Source organism: Streptomyces sp. NPDC028928, from assembly GCF_055564915.1.
In genome coordinates this window covers 1-20,085 of record NZ_JBVHVI010000014.1, presented here as the reverse complement: position 1 = coordinate 20,085, position 20,085 = coordinate 1, and the positions used below count along the sequence as shown (strand labels likewise).

18 protein-coding genes are annotated in these 20,085 nt (G+C 73.2%); 7 read left to right on the top strand and 11 right to left on the bottom strand.

Annotation, left to right across the window (positions count from 1 at the left end; translation table 11 throughout):
* Nucleotides 1-22: 22 nt before the first annotated feature.
* From argC to ACZ4U1_RS30255, 7 genes are all read left to right on the top strand, one after another.
* Entirely contained in the window at nucleotides 23-1,051 is a 1,029-nt protein-coding gene (gene argC / locus ACZ4U1_RS30285) for an N-acetyl-gamma-glutamyl-phosphate reductase (protein WP_467907342.1), read from the top strand.
* Nucleotides 1,048-2,199, top strand: a complete 1,152-nt coding sequence (gene argJ, locus ACZ4U1_RS30280; RefSeq protein WP_467907341.1) for a bifunctional glutamate N-acetyltransferase/amino-acid acetyltransferase ArgJ — start codon at nucleotides 1,048-1,050, stop codon at nucleotides 2,197-2,199. The genes argC and argJ overlap by 4 nt, the downstream gene beginning before the upstream one ends.
* A complete protein-coding gene (argB, locus tag ACZ4U1_RS30275; RefSeq protein WP_467907340.1) occupies nucleotides 2,196-3,107 on the top strand; it encodes an acetylglutamate kinase in 912 nt (303 codons plus the stop codon). Before argJ ends, argB begins: the two co-directional genes overlap by 4 nt.
* Nucleotides 3,104-4,309 (top strand): acetylornithine transaminase, encoded by a 1,206-nt coding sequence (locus ACZ4U1_RS30270; RefSeq protein ID WP_467907339.1) that lies wholly within the window; start codon nucleotides 3,104-3,106, stop codon nucleotides 4,307-4,309. The genes argB and ACZ4U1_RS30270 overlap by 4 nt, the downstream gene beginning before the upstream one ends.
* A 7-nt stretch (nucleotides 4,310-4,316) precedes the next feature.
* Nucleotides 4,317-4,862 carry an arginine repressor gene (locus tag ACZ4U1_RS30265; protein WP_467907338.1) on the top strand — a complete coding sequence of 182 codons (546 nt, stop codon included), beginning with the start codon at nucleotides 4,317-4,319 and terminating at the stop codon, nucleotides 4,860-4,862.
* A 108-nt stretch (nucleotides 4,863-4,970) separates the two neighbouring features.
* A complete protein-coding gene (locus ACZ4U1_RS30260; RefSeq protein ID WP_467907337.1) occupies nucleotides 4,971-5,558 on the top strand; it encodes an RNA polymerase sigma factor in 588 nt (195 codons plus the stop codon).
* Nucleotides 5,548-6,321 carry a hypothetical protein gene (locus ACZ4U1_RS30255; protein WP_467907336.1) on the top strand — a complete coding sequence of 258 codons (774 nt, stop codon included), beginning with the start codon at nucleotides 5,548-5,550 and terminating at the stop codon, nucleotides 6,319-6,321. The genes ACZ4U1_RS30260 and ACZ4U1_RS30255 overlap by 11 nt, the downstream gene beginning before the upstream one ends.
* Nucleotides 6,322-6,326: 5 nt before the next feature.
* Here the strand turns inward: ACZ4U1_RS30255 and ACZ4U1_RS30250 are convergent, their stop codons facing one another.
* From ACZ4U1_RS30250 to ACZ4U1_RS30200, 11 genes are all read right to left on the bottom strand, one after another.
* A complete protein-coding gene (locus ACZ4U1_RS30250) occupies nucleotides 6,327-7,250 on the bottom strand; it encodes a serine/threonine-protein kinase (protein ID WP_467907335.1) in 924 nt (307 codons plus the stop codon).
* Nucleotides 7,247-9,073, bottom strand: a complete 1,827-nt coding sequence (locus ACZ4U1_RS30245) for an ABC transporter ATP-binding protein (protein ID WP_467907334.1) — start codon at nucleotides 9,071-9,073, stop codon at nucleotides 7,247-7,249. The genes ACZ4U1_RS30250 and ACZ4U1_RS30245 overlap by 4 nt, the downstream gene beginning before the upstream one ends.
* A 97-nt stretch (nucleotides 9,074-9,170) precedes the next feature.
* Complete coding sequence (locus ACZ4U1_RS30240) at nucleotides 9,171-9,338, bottom strand: hypothetical protein (RefSeq protein ID WP_467907333.1); 168 nt, start codon at nucleotides 9,336-9,338, stop codon at nucleotides 9,171-9,173.
* A 109-nt stretch (nucleotides 9,339-9,447) separates the two neighbouring features.
* Nucleotides 9,448-10,251: an FAD:protein FMN transferase gene (locus ACZ4U1_RS30235; RefSeq protein WP_467907332.1), complete on the bottom strand. Its 804-nt coding sequence runs from the start codon at nucleotides 10,249-10,251 to the stop codon at nucleotides 9,448-9,450.
* A complete protein-coding gene (locus ACZ4U1_RS30230; RefSeq protein ID WP_467907331.1) occupies nucleotides 10,244-11,014 on the bottom strand; it encodes an FMN-binding protein in 771 nt (256 codons plus the stop codon). The genes ACZ4U1_RS30235 and ACZ4U1_RS30230 overlap by 8 nt, the downstream gene beginning before the upstream one ends.
* A gap of 16 nt (nucleotides 11,015-11,030) precedes the next feature.
* On the bottom strand, nucleotides 11,031-12,413 hold the full coding sequence (locus ACZ4U1_RS30225; protein ID WP_467907330.1) for a ferredoxin reductase family protein: 1,383 nt from the start codon (nucleotides 12,411-12,413) through the stop codon (nucleotides 11,031-11,033).
* A 128-nt stretch (nucleotides 12,414-12,541) separates the two neighbouring features.
* Nucleotides 12,542-17,539, bottom strand: coding sequence for an HD domain-containing protein (locus tag ACZ4U1_RS30220; protein ID WP_467907329.1), 4,998 nt, complete (start codon nucleotides 17,537-17,539; stop codon nucleotides 12,542-12,544).
* Between the two features lie 12 nt (nucleotides 17,540-17,551).
* Nucleotides 17,552-18,166 carry a hypothetical protein gene (locus ACZ4U1_RS30215; protein ID WP_467907328.1) on the bottom strand — a complete coding sequence of 205 codons (615 nt, stop codon included), beginning with the start codon at nucleotides 18,164-18,166 and terminating at the stop codon, nucleotides 17,552-17,554.
* A complete protein-coding gene (locus ACZ4U1_RS30210) occupies nucleotides 18,163-18,549 on the bottom strand; it encodes a hypothetical protein (RefSeq protein ID WP_467907327.1) in 387 nt (128 codons plus the stop codon). Before ACZ4U1_RS30210 ends, ACZ4U1_RS30215 begins: the two co-directional genes overlap by 4 nt.
* A gap of 88 nt (nucleotides 18,550-18,637) precedes the next feature.
* The gene (locus ACZ4U1_RS30205) at nucleotides 18,638-19,342 is read right to left on the bottom strand and encodes a L,D-transpeptidase family protein (RefSeq protein WP_467907326.1); all 705 of its coding nucleotides are present in this window, start codon (nucleotides 19,340-19,342) and stop codon (nucleotides 18,638-18,640) included.
* Nucleotides 19,343-19,345: 3 nt separating this feature from the next.
* Complete coding sequence (locus tag ACZ4U1_RS30200) at nucleotides 19,346-19,933, bottom strand: pyridoxamine 5'-phosphate oxidase family protein (RefSeq protein WP_467907325.1); 588 nt, start codon at nucleotides 19,931-19,933, stop codon at nucleotides 19,346-19,348.
* Between the last annotated feature and the right edge of the window lie 152 nt (nucleotides 19,934-20,085).

Sequence of the window (20,085 nt, the reverse complement as noted above, 5' to 3'; positions counted from 1 at the left end):
TGCCATCCAGAGGAGGGTGGACATGGCAGTACGTGCGGCGGTGGCCGGAGCGAGCGGATACGCGGGCGGAGAGGTCCTGCGCCTGCTCCTCGCGCACCCCGAGGTCGAGATCGGTGCCCTGACCGGCAACTCCAACGCGGGACAGCGGCTCGGCGCGCTCCAGCCGCACCTGCTGCCGCTGGCCGACCGCGTGCTGGCAAAGACCACGCCCGAGGCGCTCGCCGGGCACGACGTGGTCTTCCTCGCGCTGCCGCACGGACAGTCCGCCGCCGTCGCCGAGCAGCTCGGCCCCGACGTCCTCGTGATCGACATGGGCGCCGACTTCCGGCTGAAGGACCCGGCCGACTGGGAGACCTTCTACGGCTCCGAGCACGCCGGCACCTGGCCCTACGGCCTCCCCGAACTCCCGGGCGCCCGCGCCGCGCTCACGGGGTCCAAGCGCATCGCGGTGCCCGGTTGCTACCCCACCGCCGTCTCCCTCGCCCTCTTCCCGGCCTACGCGGCCCGGCTCGCCGAGCCCGAGGCGGTGATCGTCGCCGCGTCCGGCACCTCCGGCGCGGGCAAGACGCCCAAGCCGCACCTGCTCGGCAGCGAGGTCATGGGCTCCATGTCGCCGTACGGCGTCGGCGGCGGCCACCGGCACACCCCCGAGATGATCCAGAACCTCAGCGGGGTCGCGGGGGAGCGGGTCGCCGTCTCCTTCACACCGACCCTCGCGCCGATGCCCCGCGGGATCCTCGCGACGTGCAGCGCGTCCGCTGTCGAGGGGGTGACCGCGGAGTCCCTGAGGGCCGCGTACGAGAAGGCCTACGCCGACGAGCCCTTCGTCCACCTGCTCCCCGAGGGCCAGTGGCCGACGACGGCATCCGTCCACGGTTCCAACGCCGTTCACGTGCAGGTCGCGTACGACGCCGCCGTGGGCCGCATCATCGCGATCAGCGCCATCGACAACCTGACCAAGGGCACCGCGGGCGGTGCCGTCCAGAGCATGAACCTCGCCCTGGGTCTCGCCGAGACCACCGGGCTTTCCACGATCGGAGTCGCACCGTGAGTGTCACGGCAGCCAAGGGATTCACGGCGGCGGGCATCGCCGCCGGGATCAAGGAGAACGGCAACCCCGACCTGGCCCTCGTGGTCAACGACGGGCCCCGCCGTGCCGCCGCGGGCGTCTTCACCTCCAACCGCGTGAAGGCCGCGCCGGTGCTGTGGTCCGAGCAGGTCCTCAAGAGCGGCCAGGTCTCGGCGGTCGTCCTCAACTCCGGTGGCGCCAACGCCTGTACCGGCCCGAAGGGTTTCCAGGACACCCACGCCACCGCCGAGAAGGCCGCCGAGGTGCTCGGCCGCGGCGCCATCGAGGTCGCCGTCTGCTCCACCGGCCTCATCGGCGTCCTGCTGCCCATGGACAAGGTCCTCAAGGGCGTGGAGACGGCCGCCGCCCTGCTGAGCGAGCACGGCGGCGAGAAGGCCGCCATCGCCATCAAGACCACCGACACCGTCCACAAGACGTCCGTCGTCACCAAGGACGGCTGGACCGTGGGCGGCATGGCCAAGGGCGCCGGCATGCTCGCCCCGGGCCTCGCCACCATGCTGGTCGTCCTCACCACCGACGCCGACCTCGGCAACGAGGACCTCGACAAGGCGCTCCGCGCCGCCACCAAGGTCACCTTCGACCGCGTCGACTCCGACGGCTGCATGTCCACCAACGACACCGTCCTGCTGCTCGCCTCTGGCGCCTCCGGCATCACCCCGGACCACGCCGAGTTCGCCGAGGCCGTGACGCAGGTCTGCCACGACCTCGGCCGGCAGCTCATCGGCGACGCCGAGGGCGCCAGCAAGGACATCAAGGTCGAGGTGATCAACGCGGCCAGCGAGGACGACGCCGTCGAGGTGGGCCGCTCCATCGCCCGCAACAACCTCCTCAAGTGCGCGATCCACGGCGAGGACCCCAACTGGGGCCGTGTCCTCTCCGCGATCGGCACCACGAAGGCCGCCTTCGAGCCGGACCAGCTCAACGTCGCCATCAACGGCGTCTGGGTGTGCAAGAACGGGTCCGTCGGCGAGGACCGGGACCTGGTCGACATGCGCTACCGCGAGGTCCACATCGTCGCCGACCTCGCCGCGGGCACCGAGACCGCGACCATCTGGACCAACGACCTGACCGCCGACTACGTGCACGAGAACAGCGCCTACTCCTCATGAGCACTCGCAAGCACACCGCGCTGCCCAAGGCACAGATCCTCATCGAGGCGCTGCCCTGGCTCACCCGGCACCGCGGCAAGACCGTCGTCATCAAGTTCGGCGGCAACGCCATGGTGAACGAGGAGCTGAAGGCCGCCTTCGCCCAGGATGTCGTCTTCCTCCACCACGCCGGCCTCAAGCCCGTCGTCGTGCACGGCGGCGGCCCGCAGATCAGCGCCGCCCTCGACAAGCACGGCATCGTCACCGAGTTCAAGGCGGGCCTGCGCGTCACCACCGAGGACGCCATGGACGTCGTCCGCATGGTGCTCGCCGGACAGGTGCAGCGCGAGCTGGTCGGCCTGCTCAACCAGCACGGCCCGCTCGCCGTCGGCCTCACCGGCGAGGACGCGCACACCATGACCGCCACCAAGCACACCCCCGAGATCGACGGGGAACCGGTCGACATCGGCCGGGTCGGCGAGATCACCGCCATCGACACGGGCGCCATCCAGGCGCTGCTGGCCGACGGCCGGATCCCGGTCGTCTCCTCGATCGCCCGCTCCGAGGACGACGGACATGTCTACAACGTCAATGCTGATACGGCGGCTGCGGCACTCGCTGCTGCACTGGGCGCCGAGACCCTCATGGTCCTCACCGACGTCGAGGGCCTCTACGAGGACTGGCCGAACTCCGACGAGGTGATCAGCCGCCTCACCGCCTCGCAGCTGGAGAAGCTGCTGCCGGAGCTGAGCTCCGGCATGGTGCCGAAGATGGAGGGCTGCCTGCACGCCGTACGCAACGGCGTGACCAACGCCCGCGTCATCGACGGCCGGGTCCAGCACTCGATCCTGCTGGAGATCTTCACGGACGAAGGCATCGGCACCATGGTCGTGCCCGACGCGATTCCGGACGAACAGGGGGAGTCATGAGCAACCAGGAGCTGACCCAGCGGTGGCAGGGCGCCCTCATGGACAACTACGGCACCCCGCGCCTGCCCCTGGTGCGCGGTGAGGGTGCCCGGCTGTGGGACGCCGACGGCAAGGAGTACCTCGACTTCGTCGGCGGTATCGCCACCAACGCCCTCGGCCACGCCCACCCGGCGATCGTGGAGGCCGTCACCCGGCAGATCGGCTCCCTCGGCCATGTCTCCAACCTCTTCATGGCCGAGCCGACCATCGCGCTCGCCGAGCGGCTCCTGACGCTCTTCGGCCGCGAGGGCCGCGTCTTCTTCTGCAACTCCGGCGCCGAGGCCAACGAGGCCGCCTTCAAGATCGGCCGGCTCACCGGGCGCACCCACGTCGTCGCCACCGAGGGCGGCTTCCACGGCCGTACGATGGGCGCCCTCGCGCTCACCGGCCAGCCCGCCAAGCAGGACCCCTTCCGGCCGCTGCCCGGGGACGTCACCCACGTCCCGTACGGCGACGCCCAGGCGCTGGCCGCCGCGGTCACCGAGGAGACCGCCCTGGTGATCATCGAGCCGATCCAGGGCGAGAACGGCGTGGTCGTGCCCCCGGCCGGCTACCTCAAGGCGGCCCGCGCGATCACCGCCGCCACCGGTGCGCTGCTGGTCCTGGACGAGGTGCAGACCGGCGTCGGCCGGACCGGCACCTGGTTCTCCTACCAGGCCCACGAGGGCGTGCTGCCCGACGTCGTCACCCTCGCCAAGCAGCTGGGCGGCGGGCTGCCGCTCGGCGCGACCGTGGCCTTCGGCCGCGCCGCCGAACTGCTGCGGCCCGGCCTGCACGGAACCACCTTCGGCGGCAACCCCGTCGCCTGCGCCGCCGGGCTCGCCGTGCTGGACACCATCGCGAACGACGGCCTGCTCGACAACGTCAAGCGGCAGAGCGAGCGGCTGCGGGGCGGAATCGAGGCCCTGAACCACCCGTTGATCGACTATGTCCGGGGCGCGGGCCTGCTCCTGGGTATCGTGCTCACCGGGCCGCGCGCACCGCAGGTGCAGCAGGCGGCCCAGGAGGCCGGGTTCCTGGTGAACGCGCCCGCCCCCGACGTCGTACGGCTCATGCCGCCGCTGAATCTCCGCGACGACGAGGCGGGCGCGCTGCTCCGGGCGCTGCCCGGCATCCTCGACGCAGCCCACCCTGTGGATGGGGACGGACGATCCGGAGAATGAGACGACGATGAGCGAGGCGCAGGACCACGAGCCGGCGGCGGGCGCCGGGCCAGCAGTGCCCCAGACCCGCACCGCACGGCACCGCCGGATCGTGGACATCCTCAACCGGCAGCCGGTGCGGTCGCAGAGCCAGCTGGCGAAGCTGCTCGCCGACGACGGGCTGAACGTCACACAGGCGACGCTCAGCCGGGATCTCGACGAGCTGAACGCGGTGAAGATCCGCAACACCGACGGCGACCTGATCTACGCGGTGCCGAGCGAGGGCGGCTTCCGCACGCCGCGCGCCCCGCTGGGGGAGTCGGCGAAGGAGGAGCGGATGCGGCGGCTCTCCCAGGAGCTGCTGATCTCCGCGGAGGCCTCGGCGAACCTGGTGGTCCTGCGCACCCCGCCCGGCGCCGCCCAGTTCCTCGCCTCCGCCATCGACCAGGCGGAGCTGCACGACATCCTGGGCACCATCGCCGGCGACGACACGCTGTTGCTGATCAGCCGGAACCCCACCGGGGGTCAGGCGCTCGCGGACCATCTGCTGCGGCTGGCGCAGAACGGGCACTGACCGCGTGCGGGGCCCGGCCGGCCGACGCAGAATGGGCATGTGATCTTCCGCGGCGAGCGGTCAGAGGGACGGGCAATCCCCTGGCGGCCGTCGAACGTATACAGAGGTGTGTCGGGAAACCGGTTCCCCGTCGGCCGCCTCCCGGATGAGGCTCTGCTGTCCGGGCTGGCCGCCGGAGATCCGGAGCTGGCTGTGATCTTCGTACGGAGGTTCCAGCATCGGGTCTTCGGCGTGGCGATGGCCGTCACCGGGGACCAGCAGCTCGCCGAGGACGTCGCCCAGCAGACGTTCGAACGCGCGTGGCGTCATGCCCAGATCTACGACTCGCGCCGCGGGTCGGTCATGACCTGGCTGACGACCATCGCGCACAACCTGGCCATCGACGCCGTCCGTGCCCGGCGGACGGAGCCGATGGCACCCGAGGACCTCGAGGATCTGCTGGACGCCGTCACCGCGACCCCCGAGGAGTGGGCACTGGCCGACGAGGCCTCCGCCCAGGTCCGGGCCGCCCTGGCCCGGCTGCCACGGGAGCAGGCCAGGGCGCTGATGATGGCCGGCATCTACGGCATGACGGCCCAGCAGGTCGCCGACGCGGAACGGATCCCGCTGGGTACCGCCAAGACGCGGATCAGGACGGCGATGGCACGGCTGCGCACCACCGTCGCGTCGGCGAAGCGAGGCGACCATGTCCAGTGACGCGAACTGCGAGAGGCTGCGGGAGGTCGGCCCCGAGCTGGCGCTGGGCGTGCTGCCCGGCCGGGAGCGGGCCGAGGCGGTCGCCCATCTGGACCGGTGCGCGGACTGCCGGGAGTACGTCCGGCAACTGACCCGGGTCGGCGACCGGCTGGTCGGCCTGCTGCCGGACCGCGAGCCGCCGCCCGGCTTCGAGAACCGCGTGGCGCGCGGCCTCGCCCAGCAGGCCACGGCGCCCGAGGGGCAGCGGCCGGCCCGCGCCCCCGGCCGCTCGCGCCGCGGCCTGCGCCACGGCGCCCGCCGGGTCCGGGTCCGGGTCGCCGCGGCCGGTGCCGCGTTCGCCGTCGCCGTCGGATTCGCCGGCTGGGCGGTCGGCACCGCCGTCGAGGAGGTCACCGCCTCGCCGCCGCCCGCCGTCGAGTCCGAGCCGGTGCTGGTCGGGGACATGACCCCGGCCGGGCGCGGCGGACAGCCCGTCGGCGAGGTCTACGCCCACCCCGGCGCCCCGGGCTGGATCTTCGTGTCCGTCGCCCTCACCCGCCCCGGCACCCGGTACACCGGAACGGTCACCTGTCTCCTGGAGCGCGCCGACGGCACGAGCGTCCGCGTCGGAGACTTCCCCCTGCGCGACGGACACGGCAACTGGGGAGTCGCGGTCCCCGTCGACCTCAACCGCTACTCCGGCGCCCGTCTGACCTCCTCCGACGGCACCGTCCTCGCCACCGCGCAGCTGCAGAGGGGGCAGGTGCTGACCCCCGAGGCGTGAGCCGGCTAGCCGCCGCGGCGCGGGACGGTCAGTGCCGTCTCCAGTGCGGCGGCCAGTGCGGCGACGGTGGGCCGGGCCGACGGATCGGCGCGCAGACAGCCGTCGACGGCCGCGGCGAGAGGGCGCGGCAGACGCCGCCGGGACGCGATCGGCGGCGCCTCCCGCTCCAGCTGCGGGTACCAGTCGCCCGGGTCCCCGGCGCCGGTCCCGGTCGCGTCGTCCGGCTCCTCCCCGGCGTACCCGGCGTACGCCCGGTGGGCCGTACCGCCGGTCGTGCGGCACTCGAAGGGCAGGTCACCGCACGCGACCTCGTACAGCGTGACGCCGATGCCCCACACGTCGGCGGCGGCCGTGAGCGTCCCGCCGCGTGCCTGCTCCGGGGCGAGATAGCAGCAGGTGCCCACGCCCGCCGGGGCGGGCCCGGGAGGCCGTGCGACGCTCAGGTCCAGCACCTTGGCGAGGCCCCGGTCCACCACCACGTTCGACGGCTTGAGGTCCAGGTGCAGCAGGCCCCGGCCGTGCAGGTAGTGGACGGCGGAGCACAACTGGACCCCGAGGAGCGCCACATCGGCCGCGGACGCCCGGCGTCGCAGCCGGTGCAGCAGGTGGGACAGCGTCTCACCGGTCAGCGTCTCCAGGACGACGACCGGTTCGGGCGCGGTGCAGACGTCGTAGGCGCGGACCAGGTGGGGGTGGGTGAACTCGCGCAGCCACCGCCCCTCGCGCAACAGCCGCTCGTCCAGCCGTCGTTCGCCCCGCCGGTCCGGGCGCACGGTCTTGAGCACGCACCGGCAGTCGCGTTCCTCGCTCCAGGCGTCGTACACGTCGAGCCAGCCGGTGCGCGTGAGACCCGCCAGGATCCGGTAGCCCGGGACGGGTTCCGTGCCGGGGGCCAGGGGCGGGGCGCCCGCCGCCGCGGTGACGCTCATGACAGCACCGCTCCCGTGTGCAGCCGGTGCAGCCGGGCGTAGGCGCCGTCGTGTCCGAGCAGGTCCTCGTGGGCGCCGTCCTCGATGATCCGGCCGTGGTCGAGCACCAGGATGCGGGTGGCGTCGCGGACCGTCAGCAGGTTGTGCGAGATGACGACGGTGGTGCGCCCGGCCATGAGCCGGCGCAGCGGGTCCATGATCCGTCGGCCGGACCGGACGTCGAGCCCGGCCGTCGGTTCGTCCAGGAGCAGCACGGGCGCGTCCCGGATCATCGCGCGGGCGATCGCCAGGCGCTGGCACTGTCCGCCGGAGAGGGTACGGCCGCGCTGGCCGACCAGGGTGTCGTAGCCCTCCGGGAGCAGCTCGATGAACTCGTGCGCGTCCGCCGCCCGCGCCGCCGCGACGATGTCCGCGTCCGTGGCCCCCGGCCGCCCGTAGGCGATGTTGTCCCGCACGGTGCCGTGGAAGACGAGCGTCTCCTGCAGCACCACCGCCACGCTCTCCCGCACGTCGGACAGGCTGAGCCGGCGCAGATCCGTCCCGTCGAGGCGGACCGCGCCCCGGTCGGGGTCGTAGAAGCGCAGTTGGAGCTTGGCGACGGTCGACTTGCCCGCCCCGCTGGCCCCGACCAGCGCCAGCGTCTCCCCGGGCGCCACACGGAAGGACACGTCCGACAGCGCCCACGAGGAGCCGCCCGGATAGCGGAACCACACGCCGTCGAACGCCACGTCCCCCCGGGCGCGGCCGGTGCGCCGGGCGTCCGCGGCCTCGGTCACCTGGGGCCGCTGGTCCAGCAGCTCGATGATCCGTTCCGCCGAGGCGGAGGCCGCGTAGAAGGAGGTGCCGAGGTGGGACAGGCCGCGGACCGGGCTGTACAGCTTGCCGATCAGCGCGAGGAAGACCAGCAGTCCGCCGAGCGTGAGCTGCCCCTGGGCCAGCTTCCAGGTGCCCAGGCCCATCACCGCGAGGCCGCCGGCCACCTCGATGAGTTCCACGACGGGCCCGTACACGGCACGGATCCGCGCCGAGGCCATCGCCGCCCGGAACCGGCCCAGGTTCTCCCGCTCGAACCGGCGCTCCTCCCAGCCCTGCCGGTTGTACGCCTGCACCAGCACCACATTGCCCAGCGACTCCTCGGCGATCGCGCTCAGCGAGCCGCTGCGGCGCCTGCGCTCCCGCGACGCCTCCTTGACCAGCCGCGAGAAGTGCCGGGCCGCGCCCCAGAACAGGGGCACGATGACCAGGGCGAGCACGGTCAGGTCCCAGCGCAGGTAGAACAGCAGGCCGAGGAAGACGGCGAGGCGGACCACGTAGTAGAGGGCGTCCGCCACGCCCGAGAGCAGGAACGTCTCCACCGCGTCGACGTCGCCCGTGACCCGGGACAGCACGTCCCCGAGCCTGCGGCGCTCGAAGAAGCCGAGCGACAGCCCCTGCACGTGCCGGAACACATCGGAGCGCAGGGCGAGCAGGAAGCGCTCGCCGACCCACGTGGACGTCACGTCGTCGGCGAAGCCCAGGACGCCGGAGCAGAGGACCAGGCCCAGATAGGCGGGTGCGATCCACAGGAAGGGGTGCAGGTCCCGGGGGACCAGCACGTCGTCCACCACGATCTTGAAGAGCCACAGCTCGGCGGCGTCGACGGCGGGACCGGTCAGGCTGAACAGGACGACGGGCACGAGCCAGCGCCGGCCGCCGCGGGTGTACGGCCAGAACCGCCGGAACACCTCGCGCGGGGGTACCGGGGGCGCGGCCGCGACCACGGCATCGGAGGTCTCGCCCGCCGGGAGCGGACGCGGGAGCAGACGCCGCAGGAGATGCGCCATGGCATGCGTTCCTCGGTGCGTTCCTCGGGGATCGGCCGATGGGCTCGGCTGAGCGGACCGGTTCCTCCGCTTCCGGTCCGCTCAGCCTCGTACGCGGTCAGTACTTGTCGTGGCCGTGGCGGCTGCTGTGGCCATGGCGGTGGCCGTGGCCGCTGTGGCGGTTGCCGTGGCCGTGACGGTGCCCGTGCCCCGAGCTGTCGTGCCGCGACGTGTCCTTGTCGCGGTCCCGGTGCTTCGCGGGCATCAGGCTGCTGAAGATGGCCATGTCGTGTCCTCCTGGAACTTGCCTCACAGGGGATACGTCCCGGGGCGGGCCTCGGATGGCGATCCCGGCAAAAAAGTTCCGTATGGAATGGAAAGACAGGAAGCCGCCCTCAGCCCAGCCGTGCCGCCAGCCCGCCGGTGCACCGCACCTCGTCGCCCGCGGTGATCAGCAGAGCCTCGACGTCCGGCAGGGACTCCAGCCACGCCAGCCCCTCCCGCGAGCCCATCGCGAACGCGGCCGTGGCCCAGCAGTCGACGAACGTCAGACGCGGCCCCACCACGGTCACGGCCACCAGGTCCGTCACCGCCGAGCGACCGGTCCGCGGATCCACGATGTGCGCGCCCCGCTCCGCCGTACCGGACGTCGCCACCGCCAGCTCCTCCGTGCCCGCCGCCGAGATCACCGCCGCGAGACCGCCGGGCCGGAGCGGATCGGCCACCCCCACCCGCCAGGCCCGCCGCGGCTCGGGCGCTCCCAGGAGCTGTACGTCGCCGCCCCCGTTGACGCTGACCCCGCTCACCCCGGCCACCGCCGCCAGCGCCCGCGCCGCCCGCTCGGCCGCCCAGCCCTTGACGATGCCGGTGGGGTCCAGCGAGCCCTGGTACCGGGTGCTGAACCAGCCCTCGCTGACCCGCTCCGCCTCGGCCGCCAGCTCCAGCACCTCGGCCACCTCGGGAGCGCAGGCCGGGACGTCCAGCTCGCCGCGGGCCAGCCGGGACACCTCGCTGTCGTCGCGGTACGTGCTGAACAGGGCGTCCGCCCGGTGCAGCCCGGCGACCGCCTCGGCGAGCGCAGCCCGGACCGCGGCCGGTTCCCCGCCGCGGACGTCGAAGGAGAAGACCGTCCCCATGACCTCCTCCGCGTGACGCACCGCGGCGGGAGTCTCCACCGGCTCCGCCACCGTGTCAGCCACCGGCCTGGTCCAGGGCGGACTGGAGGGACTGCTGGTAGCCGGTGCTGGTGTAGGTGGCTCCGGAGACGGCGTCGATGTCCGCCGTCCCCGCCGCCACGGCCTCCTGGTTGAGCTTGGGGACGGCCAGCTGGGTCTTCTGGCCGCTGAGGCCGCCCTCGGGCGCCTGGACCGCCTCCGCCTTGGTGATCTTCCCGCCGCTGACCGTGATCCGCACCTGGACCGGCCCGTACTGGGTCTGCACCGCCTTCCCGGTGACCGTACGCGCCTGCGCCGAGCCGGAGGACGGGGGCGCGGCGGTCTTCATCTTGTCCAGCGCCGACTGGAGCGACTTCCTGTAGCCCTCGCTCGTGTACGTCGCCCCGGACACCACGTCGATGTCCGCGGTCCCCGCCGCCACGGCTTCCTGGTTGAGCTTGGGGACGGCGAGCTGGGTCTTCTGGTCGCTCAGGCCGCCTTTGGGTGCCTGGACCGCCTCCGCCTTGGTGATCTTCCCACCGCTGACGGTCAGCCGTACCTGCACGGCCCCGTACTGCGTCTGCGCCGCGTCACCGGTCACCGTGCCGGAGCCGGCCCGGGCGGCGCCCCCCTGCGCTCCGCCGCCCTGGGGCGCCTCCTGCCCGGCCGCCGTCTGCTGGGGGGCCGCGCCCGCCGCCGACGCGGCCGCCGGATCCGACGCCGGCTTCAGCGACAGCAGCAGCACGACACCGGACACGGTCGCGGCGGTGGCCAGCACGACCCGCCGCACGGGGTGGCTCTTCCTCATCGCTTCGCAGCTCCGCTCACATCTCGAACGACTCGTGGTGGATACGGCGGGCGGGCACCCCCGCCTCCCGCAGTGCCTCGAACACCGACTGCGCGAACCCGGGCGGACCGCACATGAACACGTCGTGCGTCTCGACGTCCGGGATCTTCCGCCGGAGGTTCTCCGCCGAGATGTCCGGACGCTCGCCCTCCGGGCTGTTCACCGCGTACATCAGCCGGGCGCCCCGCTCCTCGGCGATCGCCGCCAGCTCGTCCCACAGCGCCAGGTCCTGGGTGGTGTTGGCGCGGTAGAGGAGGGTGATGTCCCCGGCGGCCCCGGGCAGCGTCTCGAACAGGGCCCGCATCGGCGTGATGCCCACCCCGCCCGCGACCAGCAGCACCTTGCCGCGGCTGCGGCGCTGCGCGGTGAGCGCACCGTACGGGCCCTCCGCCCACACCTTCGTCCCGGGCGCCAGCTCGCGCAGCCGGGCGCTGTGGTCGCCGATCGCCTTCACCGTGATCCGCAGCATGCCGGGGCGCGGGGCCGCCGAGAGGGAGTACGGGTGCGAGCTGAACCGCATCCCGGGGGCGAGGAACCGCCAGCGGAAGAACTGGCCCGCCTCCGCGCCCATCCGGTGCAGCCTCCGCCCGCCGATCAGCACCGACACGATGCCCGGCGTCTCCTCGATCACCGCCTCGACGTACATGCGGTGCCGGAGGTTGAGCCGGATCGGGGTGAGGATCCGGTACCACACCACCAGCGCGGTGACCGCGCCGTACAGGACGTACCAGAAGGTCTTGGCGGTGGGCTCCACCGCGAAGTCGTTGCCGGTGGTGATCTGGTGCCAGAACGTCAGGAACACCGCCGCGTACGTCAGCAGATGGACGTGGTACCAGGCGTCGTACGGCAGCCGGCGCCGGACCGGGCCGATCGACGTCAGCCCGATGACCACGAACAGGCCCGTGCCGAGGGCGGCCTTGCCCATGTCCGGGAGCTGGTTCACGGAGTCGACGGTCTGCTGGACGATGTCGCCGAGCGACTTGCCGGCCTGGCGCGCGTATCCCCACATCGTGAGGAAGACGTGCGCGAGGACCAGGCAGAGCGTGTACCGGCCGCTCATCGCGTGCCAGCGGGCCACCCGGTCGGAGCCGACCCGCCGCTCCAGCGCCGGGACGCGCGCCATCTGGAGCACGACCAGCGCCATCAGATAGCCGGCCAGCAGACCGGTGATCCGGCCCGCGCCCAGGATGCGGCCGGTGTCGTCGGCGATGGAGGGCGTGTTCTGCCACCAGAGCCACAGCACGGCCGCCGCGCCCGCCCACACGGCGAGCAGCAGCGGGACGGCCGGGGAGCGGCGCGGACGGATGCGGCGCATCGTCTGTCGGCGGGCGGTACGTCCGCCTGCGAGCGTGGTGGTCACGGTTCCTCCGTGGGGACTTGACCCTTGGCCCACAGATACGTGCCGCATGCGCTGAGTGTTCAGAGGCCGGCCGAGTCCGGCGCGGACCGGAGCGATGGGCGGCACCCGTCACTCTGTCACGGCGCCTGTCACAGCTCCAGCCGGAAGAGCCCGGCGTACAGCGCCAGCCGCTCCCGCACCCAGTCCTCGCTCTCGCCGACCGCGTGCGCCGCGAACCGTACGTGCTCCGCGTCCACCCGCCCCGCCAGCGCCGGAAGCGCGCCGTCCGCCCCGCGGGACAGCAGGATCAAGTCCTGCCACAGCGGGAGGACGGCGGGGACGGCGTCCGCCGGGAGGTCCGGGGCCGGCTCGAAGGGGAGGTAGGGCGCGATGCGCCCCCAGGTACGGTCGACCGGCTCGCCCAGGCGACCGGCCAGGCTCACCAGGTCCAGCGGGCCGAGCGGTTCGCCCGGTGCGGAGACGCGGTGTTCGGCGCCCAGGGCGAGGAGGTCCTCCGGGTCCGGTACCCGGGACGGCAGGCGCGTCACGTCGTCCGGTGACAGCTCGGGGACGAGGGCGCCCAGCTCCCTCAGCGGGGCGAGGCGTTCGTAGGCGGCGGCTGCGCCCGAGCGCCAGGACCGCGCGCAGAGGGCGAGGGCCTCGCCCGTGAGCGGTGTCCACCGGGGCGATTCGAACCAGTCGTCATCCTCGTCGATCCCCCAGTCGAGCAGGGCATCGGCCTCTTCCATCCCCGGGCGCAGGTCCCGCAGCGCGGCCGGAAGGCGGGGGACGGGCAGGCCGAACGGCTTCGCCTCCCGCCGTGCGGTCTCCCAGGCCGCCGCCAGCGGGGTCTTCAGGTTGACGCTCGCCAGGAACAGCACGTCCGAGGAGGGCAGGACCGGATAGTCGGAGCCCGGCCAGGACAGGTCGACGGCGGAGAACGCGGCACGGCTGGGGACGGGCATGTCGTCCCAGGCCCGCAGCAGCGCGCCCGCCGCGGGCGGGACATCGACGCCGGCGTCGCGCAACTCCTCGGCCGCCTCGGCCAGGTCGTTCCGGCTCGTCAGTCCCTGCACGGGACTGACATAGGCCAGATCACGAAGGCTCAGCCCCTCTTCCAGGGACAGTCCCGCCGCGTGCACCTGGCGGACGAGGGTGGCCGTCGAGGCCCTCGGTACCACGCGGTTTCCGTACGACGGCCCGTCGTGACGGGGCTGGTACGCCAGGCCGAGGAACCCGGACCACCGCCGAAGCTCTTCCTCGGCCCGGTGCAGAGGGACGTCCTCGTCGCCCGCCAGGGCGAACGTCGCCGCCCACGGGAGCGTGAGCGTCCCACAGCCGTCCGCCACGCAGAACTCCTCCAGCACGCTCAGGACCTCCTCGGGCACGGTGGCCCATCGCCCGACCTGGTCCGCGTCCGGTACCGCCCAGCCCAGCCACGCGAAGCGCGCCAGCCGGTCGACCGCTTCCGCCACGTCGGTCTCAAGGGCCCGCGCCGCCTTGAGCACGTCCCAGGGCCGCCGGGTCGGGCGCCAGCCCGACGTGGCGTCCTTGACGTACAGAAGCGTCAGATCGTCCCGGTCGCAGACGTGGTCCCGATGATGGGGTGGCACGGACGGCACCGGAGCGGCCAGGAAGGGCTGGTACTTGCCGCACTCCTCGATGAGTTCGCCGAGCGTCCAGGTGCCGCCGACGCGCACGATGCCGCCGAGGTCGTCAGCGGGATGGACGTAGTCGTTCTCACCCTGTCTCCGCCACCGTCCCCTGGTCGCGGGGCGGCTCAGCAGCGCCTCCATGATGTGCGTGTCCAGCGGGCGCGGCGTCCAGGCCAGGTCCCCGTCGCGGACGGGTGGCGGGCTCAGCCGGGGATGGGCGAGGCGCAGGGCGCGCCGGATGCGCAGGATGTCGAGCACCGTCGCGCCCAGGGCGTGGGCGACCGCGACGACCGAACGCCAGTCCTCGGGACGCATCGCGTAAGGCCAGTTGGCATCCCAGTCCGTGGGGCTGCCCATCGCGACGTACGACCAGCCCGGGGCGGGGACGGGATATGCGGCCAGCGAGGCGGGACGCGGGCTGCTGGACCGGATCGGCTGCGTGCCCGGCAGAGCCGCCACACGCCAGGGGATCACCAGATGGCGTCTGTCCTCACGTGCGGGCGTGTCGCTGGACGCCCCGAGGCTCTGGTCCAGCTCGAACCAGCCGACTGCATCCAGATCCACGACCGGATCGCCGTCCGGCCCCTGCCGCCGTACGGCGATCCCCTTGCCCCGCCACTCCCTCCACAGCACCCGAGCGGCGGCGAGCCTCTCCCGCTCCAGCCGCCACAGCCATCTCAGGCTCAGCCCCGGCCACGAGGCCAGCGCCGCCGCGCCGCGCGCCCACTGCTTCCGCTCCCAGGCATGGTCGTACGCCTTGAGCTGCTTGCGGTTCAGGCTCAGCTCTCCCGCGTGCGGGCCGGTCAGGTTGAGGACGTAGCCGAAGGGCTGCTGGTCGGTCGCGATGCCGTCGCACAGGACGGCGCCCTTGCCGTCGACCCACCACAGCACCCGCGGCACGCCCTCCACGAAGGCCGGCTCACCGTCCCCGGCGTCGTACTGGAGTACGCCGGGCTTCCAGTGATGCCCCTGCCCGGAGGCGTCCCGCACCTCCAGATCGAACTCGCTCACCAGCACCAGCCGCCGCAGCGTCGCCACCGCCGACAGCCCGCCCCGCAGGACCGAGTCCCGCAGGTACAGCCGGATGCGGGTGCCGCCCTCCAGCAGACTGTCGCCCGCGGCCTCGTGCACCTGGATACGGAAGAGGTTGGCGCTGCCCGGGATCTCCACCCGCAGCGCCTTCCGCTCCGGAATCCCGTCGACGCCGACCGGCCGGGTGACGACAGTCATCTCCTCGGCGAGCATGAAGTAGCTGAACACACCGATCCCGAAACGGCTGTTGGGATACAGCCGCAGCGACGGGTCCTGCCGGTGCCAGTCCGCCTGCTCCTTGCGGAACGCGCGGGACTGCTCGAAACGGCGCCCGGCCATCGTGAACGTGTTCCTGAGCTGCTCCAGGCCCATGCCCACGCCGTTGTCCCGGCACTCCACGTACCGGCCGCGCTCGTCCTCTCCCTCGGTGATCGTGATCTGCCCCGCCCAGGGGCCGGGCCGCTCCCCCCTGGCCTCCAGGTAGCGGTGGCGCATCGCGCGGTAACGGCAGGCGTCCATGGCGTTCTGGTACAGCTCGCGCAGCGCCAGGACCGGCTCGCCGTCATAGAGGCGTTCGCCCATCAGCAGCTCGCGCACCTCCGTCTGGGCGAGCTGGAAACGCAGCAGCGGTACGTCGTACGCCCGCCGCCCCCGCTCCTCCAGGGGACGCAGGCCCCGGTCCGTCACGCGCGCCGGCACCCCGGACAGCAGGACGGACCGCGACGGGGGCAGCCGGCGCGCCGACTCCCTCAGCTCGCGGGCGAGTTCGTCGGCGTGCTCGGTCACCTGCACCAGGGCCGCGTGCAGCGCGGGGTGCCGGCAGGCCGCGTCCAGGTGCAGTTCCCCGTCGGAGGCATGCCAGTGCACCGCGTGTGCCGCGTGCACGGCCTCCTGCGGGTGGACCGGATCGGAGACGGCGAGATGCTCGGCGAACACCTCGGGCAGCCGACGCGCGTCCAGGGCCAGTACCGAGGCCAGGTGGAGCAGGGCGGCCGACTCGGTGGTCCGCAGTGCCTGCCGCCCGGCTCCGGGCATCGGGAACTCCAGGTCCTGGGCGTCGGCCGCGGCCACGGGCGCGCCCAGGGACATGCCGGAGGTGATCACACACAGGGCCTGGGACAGCTCGGCCGTGCGGTGGTCGCTCTCGTCGCGGCCCAGGAACGCGGCGGCGAGTCCCAGGGACCCGGCCCGCGGCACGGGTTCCTCCGCCGTCTCGAACAGCTCGGCGATCCAGCGGTGCACCAGCCACAGCGCCACGCCGTGCGCGTCCTCCGGACGGCCGCCGCGCGCACACCGGGACACCTTCTCCGCGATGTGCGGATGGTGCGCGGCCACCTGCTCGTAGTGCCGCCGCCAGGCGTCGCCGTCCTTCTGCCGGCGCACCGAGTACGCGGAGATCTCCGCCGCGTGACTGAACCGCCCGGCCCAGGCCGCCTCGTGCAGGAAGGGTGCCGCCACCAGCGCCGCCGCTTCCAGCGCGGACAGATCAACCGTCTTCGGCAGCAGCCCCGGCAGCCGGTCGCGCAGCAGCCGTACGGGGAAGTCGTCGTCGGCCCACGGGTCCGGCATCCGCTCCTGCACCCGGTGCACGGTGACCGCGCAGTCCTCGACCAGCCGGGTCAGCGCCTCCTTGAGCCGGGGCACACAGCCCGCCTCCTCCGGGGGCACCCGCTCCCACAGCGCGGTCTCCGCGACCGCCTCCCGCCACGTCTCCAGCAGCCGGCGCCCCTCGCAGACGACCGCGGCCCGCGCCTCGTCGCCCAGTTCACCGCCGTAGTAGATCTGGGGTTCCTGCTGTTCGCCCAGCAGCCGGCGGGCCGAGCGCATCGCGTGCCGCCGCGCCGTGTCGAACACCTCCTGCACGGTCCGTGCCACGGTCATCGGGCCGAGGGCCTCGGCCAGTCCCGCGGTGAAGAAGCTGCCCTCCGCGGTGTACCCGGCGCGCTGGCCCGCCCGGCCGGCGGTCAGCACGGCGAACCGCCCCTCCGGCTGCCCCCGGAGGATGCTGCTGCCGAAGACGGGCGTGCCGTCGGCCGGCTGGTCGCGGCAGGCGTCGATCAGCCACAGCACCGTCCGCGCCCGGCAGTCGGCCAGGTAGGGGCTGATGTCGGCGGGCAGCAGGGACTCCAGATACGACGGCCGCCAGCCGTCGCCGTCGCGCGGGGCGCGGGCGTCGGAGGGTACGAGGAAGTCGGTGGCGCCGATGCGCAGCCCGTGCCCGGAGAAGTGCAGCAGCAGGGTTCCGTCGGCCGGAACGCCCCGGGCGACCTCGTCGATCCGGGTGACGATCTCCGCGCGGGTCGCGTCGTACAGCGTCTCCACCGCGTACCCGGAGGCCGTGAGGGCGGAGGCCAGCAGCCGCTGGTCCGCGGCGACCGGATCCTCCAGCGGGGTGAACCGGTGGGCGGCGTCCGGTGTGGAGCCCACGCCGATCAGCAGGGCGATGCGTCTGGTGGTCATCCCGCCTCCCCGTCAGCGTGCCGTACCGCACGCGCTGACCGGAGTCATCGCGAGCACCGTGCGTGCGGGCAACAGGAGCCTTTCGTGGCCGCCCTCCCGCTCGACCCTCAGGACGACCCCGTCCCGGCCGGAGCCGACGAACTCCCCGCACCGCTCTCCGGCCGTCGTCGTGACCCGGATCTGATGGTCCGGTGGCGACTCGGTCGTCACCCAGGCCAGGACGACGGCGCCGGCCACCAGAAGGAGCCCTGCCCCGGAACACAGGGCGGCGTACCGAAGGGCCCGGCTGACCCGGGCGATCTCGTCCTCCGTCCAGCGGCGCACGGCCTGACCCGAGAACAGCACCCGGTCGCCGGGGTGCCCGTGCGCGGCACGCACCGCGAGCACCGAGCCGGTGACGAGCACCAGGAACGCGGCACCGAGGACGGCGCTCGCCACCAGCCGCGTGGTGTCGGGCAACTGGGCGAGGTCGTCACGGCCCTTCAGCGTCACCAGGACGGCGAGCAGGGCGGTGAGGCCCGCGAGCCCGTTGCGCCAGCCCTCCGCCTGCCGGCGCAGCTCCGGGAGCTGTGTGAACTCCAGCTCCCGCGCGAGCCGGTCCCAGCGGCGGTCCGCCGGGGTGCTCACCGGGTCTCGCCTCCCAGGAGCGTGGTGATCCGCCAGCTGGCACCGCAGCCGACCGGGGCGTCCGGTGGCAGATTCGGGTGGGGGTGCCCGCACTCGCAGAAGTACACCTCGCGGACGAGCGTCGCCGCGTCGTCCTCCGGCTTCGGGGCCCGGCCGGCGAGCCAGGACAGCAGGCCCTTGGTCCCGGTGCCGGGCAGGCCGCGCCGGTACTCGGTCCTGGTCCTGCCGTGGCAGCGGGGGCAGTCGCCCTCGACCACGACGCCGTGACCGTCGGGGGAGGGGCGGTAGGTGAAGGGGGTCGTCGTCGGACCCAGGTCTTCCTCGGCGTAGACAGCCGTGAAGGTGTGTACGCCGACCGGCGCAGCGCCGTTCTCCTGTGCCATGTCCCCTCCCCGTCAGCAGGGGAACCATCATGGCACCCCGGACCGACAGCGCGGTGCCGCACCGGAGTTCGGGGCGTGGGAAGGCCCTTCAGTAGCGGCTGACCGCCGTCGCGCCGCGCTCCGTGCCGATGGCGATGTGCGGTTTCGCCGACGGGCGCGCCCAGGCGAGGATCCGCCGCATGTCGTCCTCCGGCACCGACACGCAACCGGCCGTCGCCGCCCGCCCGTTGACGTGCAGGAAGATCCCGGCGCCGCGCCCTCGCACGGGCCGGTCGTAGTTGAAGCCGATGACCAGGCCGTACGCGTACTGCTCCGCGAAGTCCACGAGGTGCTCGGACTCGGCGGCGCGGCAGTCGGCGGGCAGGGGGTCGGTCCAGCGGTTGTACGACCGGGAGTCGTTGTCCTGGCACCACCAGGAACTGTCCCTGACGGCGCGGTACTCGACCGCCGTCCCGTCCGGCGCCGGCTTGATCCCGAAGCCGAAGGGGAGGTCGTACAGCCCGGTCGGGGTCGTGTTCGTGCCCTGCACGCGGGTGTCGCCGTCCACCAGTCCGCCCGCCCCGAACCGGGCCGGTGCGGATCCCGCCCGTACCCACTGTCCGTCCCGCAGGTCCCACCAGGTGACCGTGCCCGTCGTGGCCTTGGTGTCCGGGGCCTGGGCGACGATCAGCTGGCTTGCGCCGCCCGTGTCCGCCAGGCTCGCGGGCAGCGGCACCGGGCCGGTGCCGGGCGCGGCGCCGAGCAGGGCGAGGGAGCAGGCGGAGACGAGGGCGAGGACCACACCGGGGCGCATGGCTCAGACGGTAGAGGGCGGCAGCGGCAACGGCAGCCCGGGCAGTCCGTCCAGGCTGGTCGCGATGTGCTCCTTCTTGGTGAAGTACGCGTCCAGTGAGGCGTCGTCCTCGCGGGCGAAGCGCTTGCCGTGCAGATCGCGGTCCGCCTCGTAGGCCATGTGGGGGACGGCGTACCCGCAGCTGTCCCGGATCAGCTCGGCGTGGACGAGGATGACCGCGCGCAGCCCGTGCCGGCTCGTGTCGATGTCCGGGAAGCGGGCGAGGAGTTCGGGGAAGCGCGGGTCGTCGCGGAAGACCGGCTCGCCCCGGCCGTGCACGCGCACGATGGTGGGCGGGCCCTGGAAGGCGCACCACATCAGCGTGATCCGCCCGTTCTCCCTGAGGTGGGCGATGGTCTCGGCGTTGGACCCGGCGAAGTCCAGGTAGGCCACGGTGAGTTCGTCCAGTACGGCGAACGAGCCCTTGAGGCCCTTGGGGGAGAGGTTGACCGTGCCGTCGCCGGAGAGCGGGGCGGTCGCGGTGAAGAAGAGGGGCTGTTCCTCGATGAACGTGCGCAGTCTGCCGTCTATGCGCTCATAAGTCTTTCCCATGTCTAACGATTATCGGGGCAGGTTCTTCGGCTGTCCGAGTAATTGCGGGATGCGGGGCCGGGGGGGGGGGGGGGGGGGGGGGGGGGGGGGGGGGGGGGGGGGGGGGGGGGGGGGGGGGGGGGGGGGGGGGGGGGGGGGGGGGGGGGGGGGGG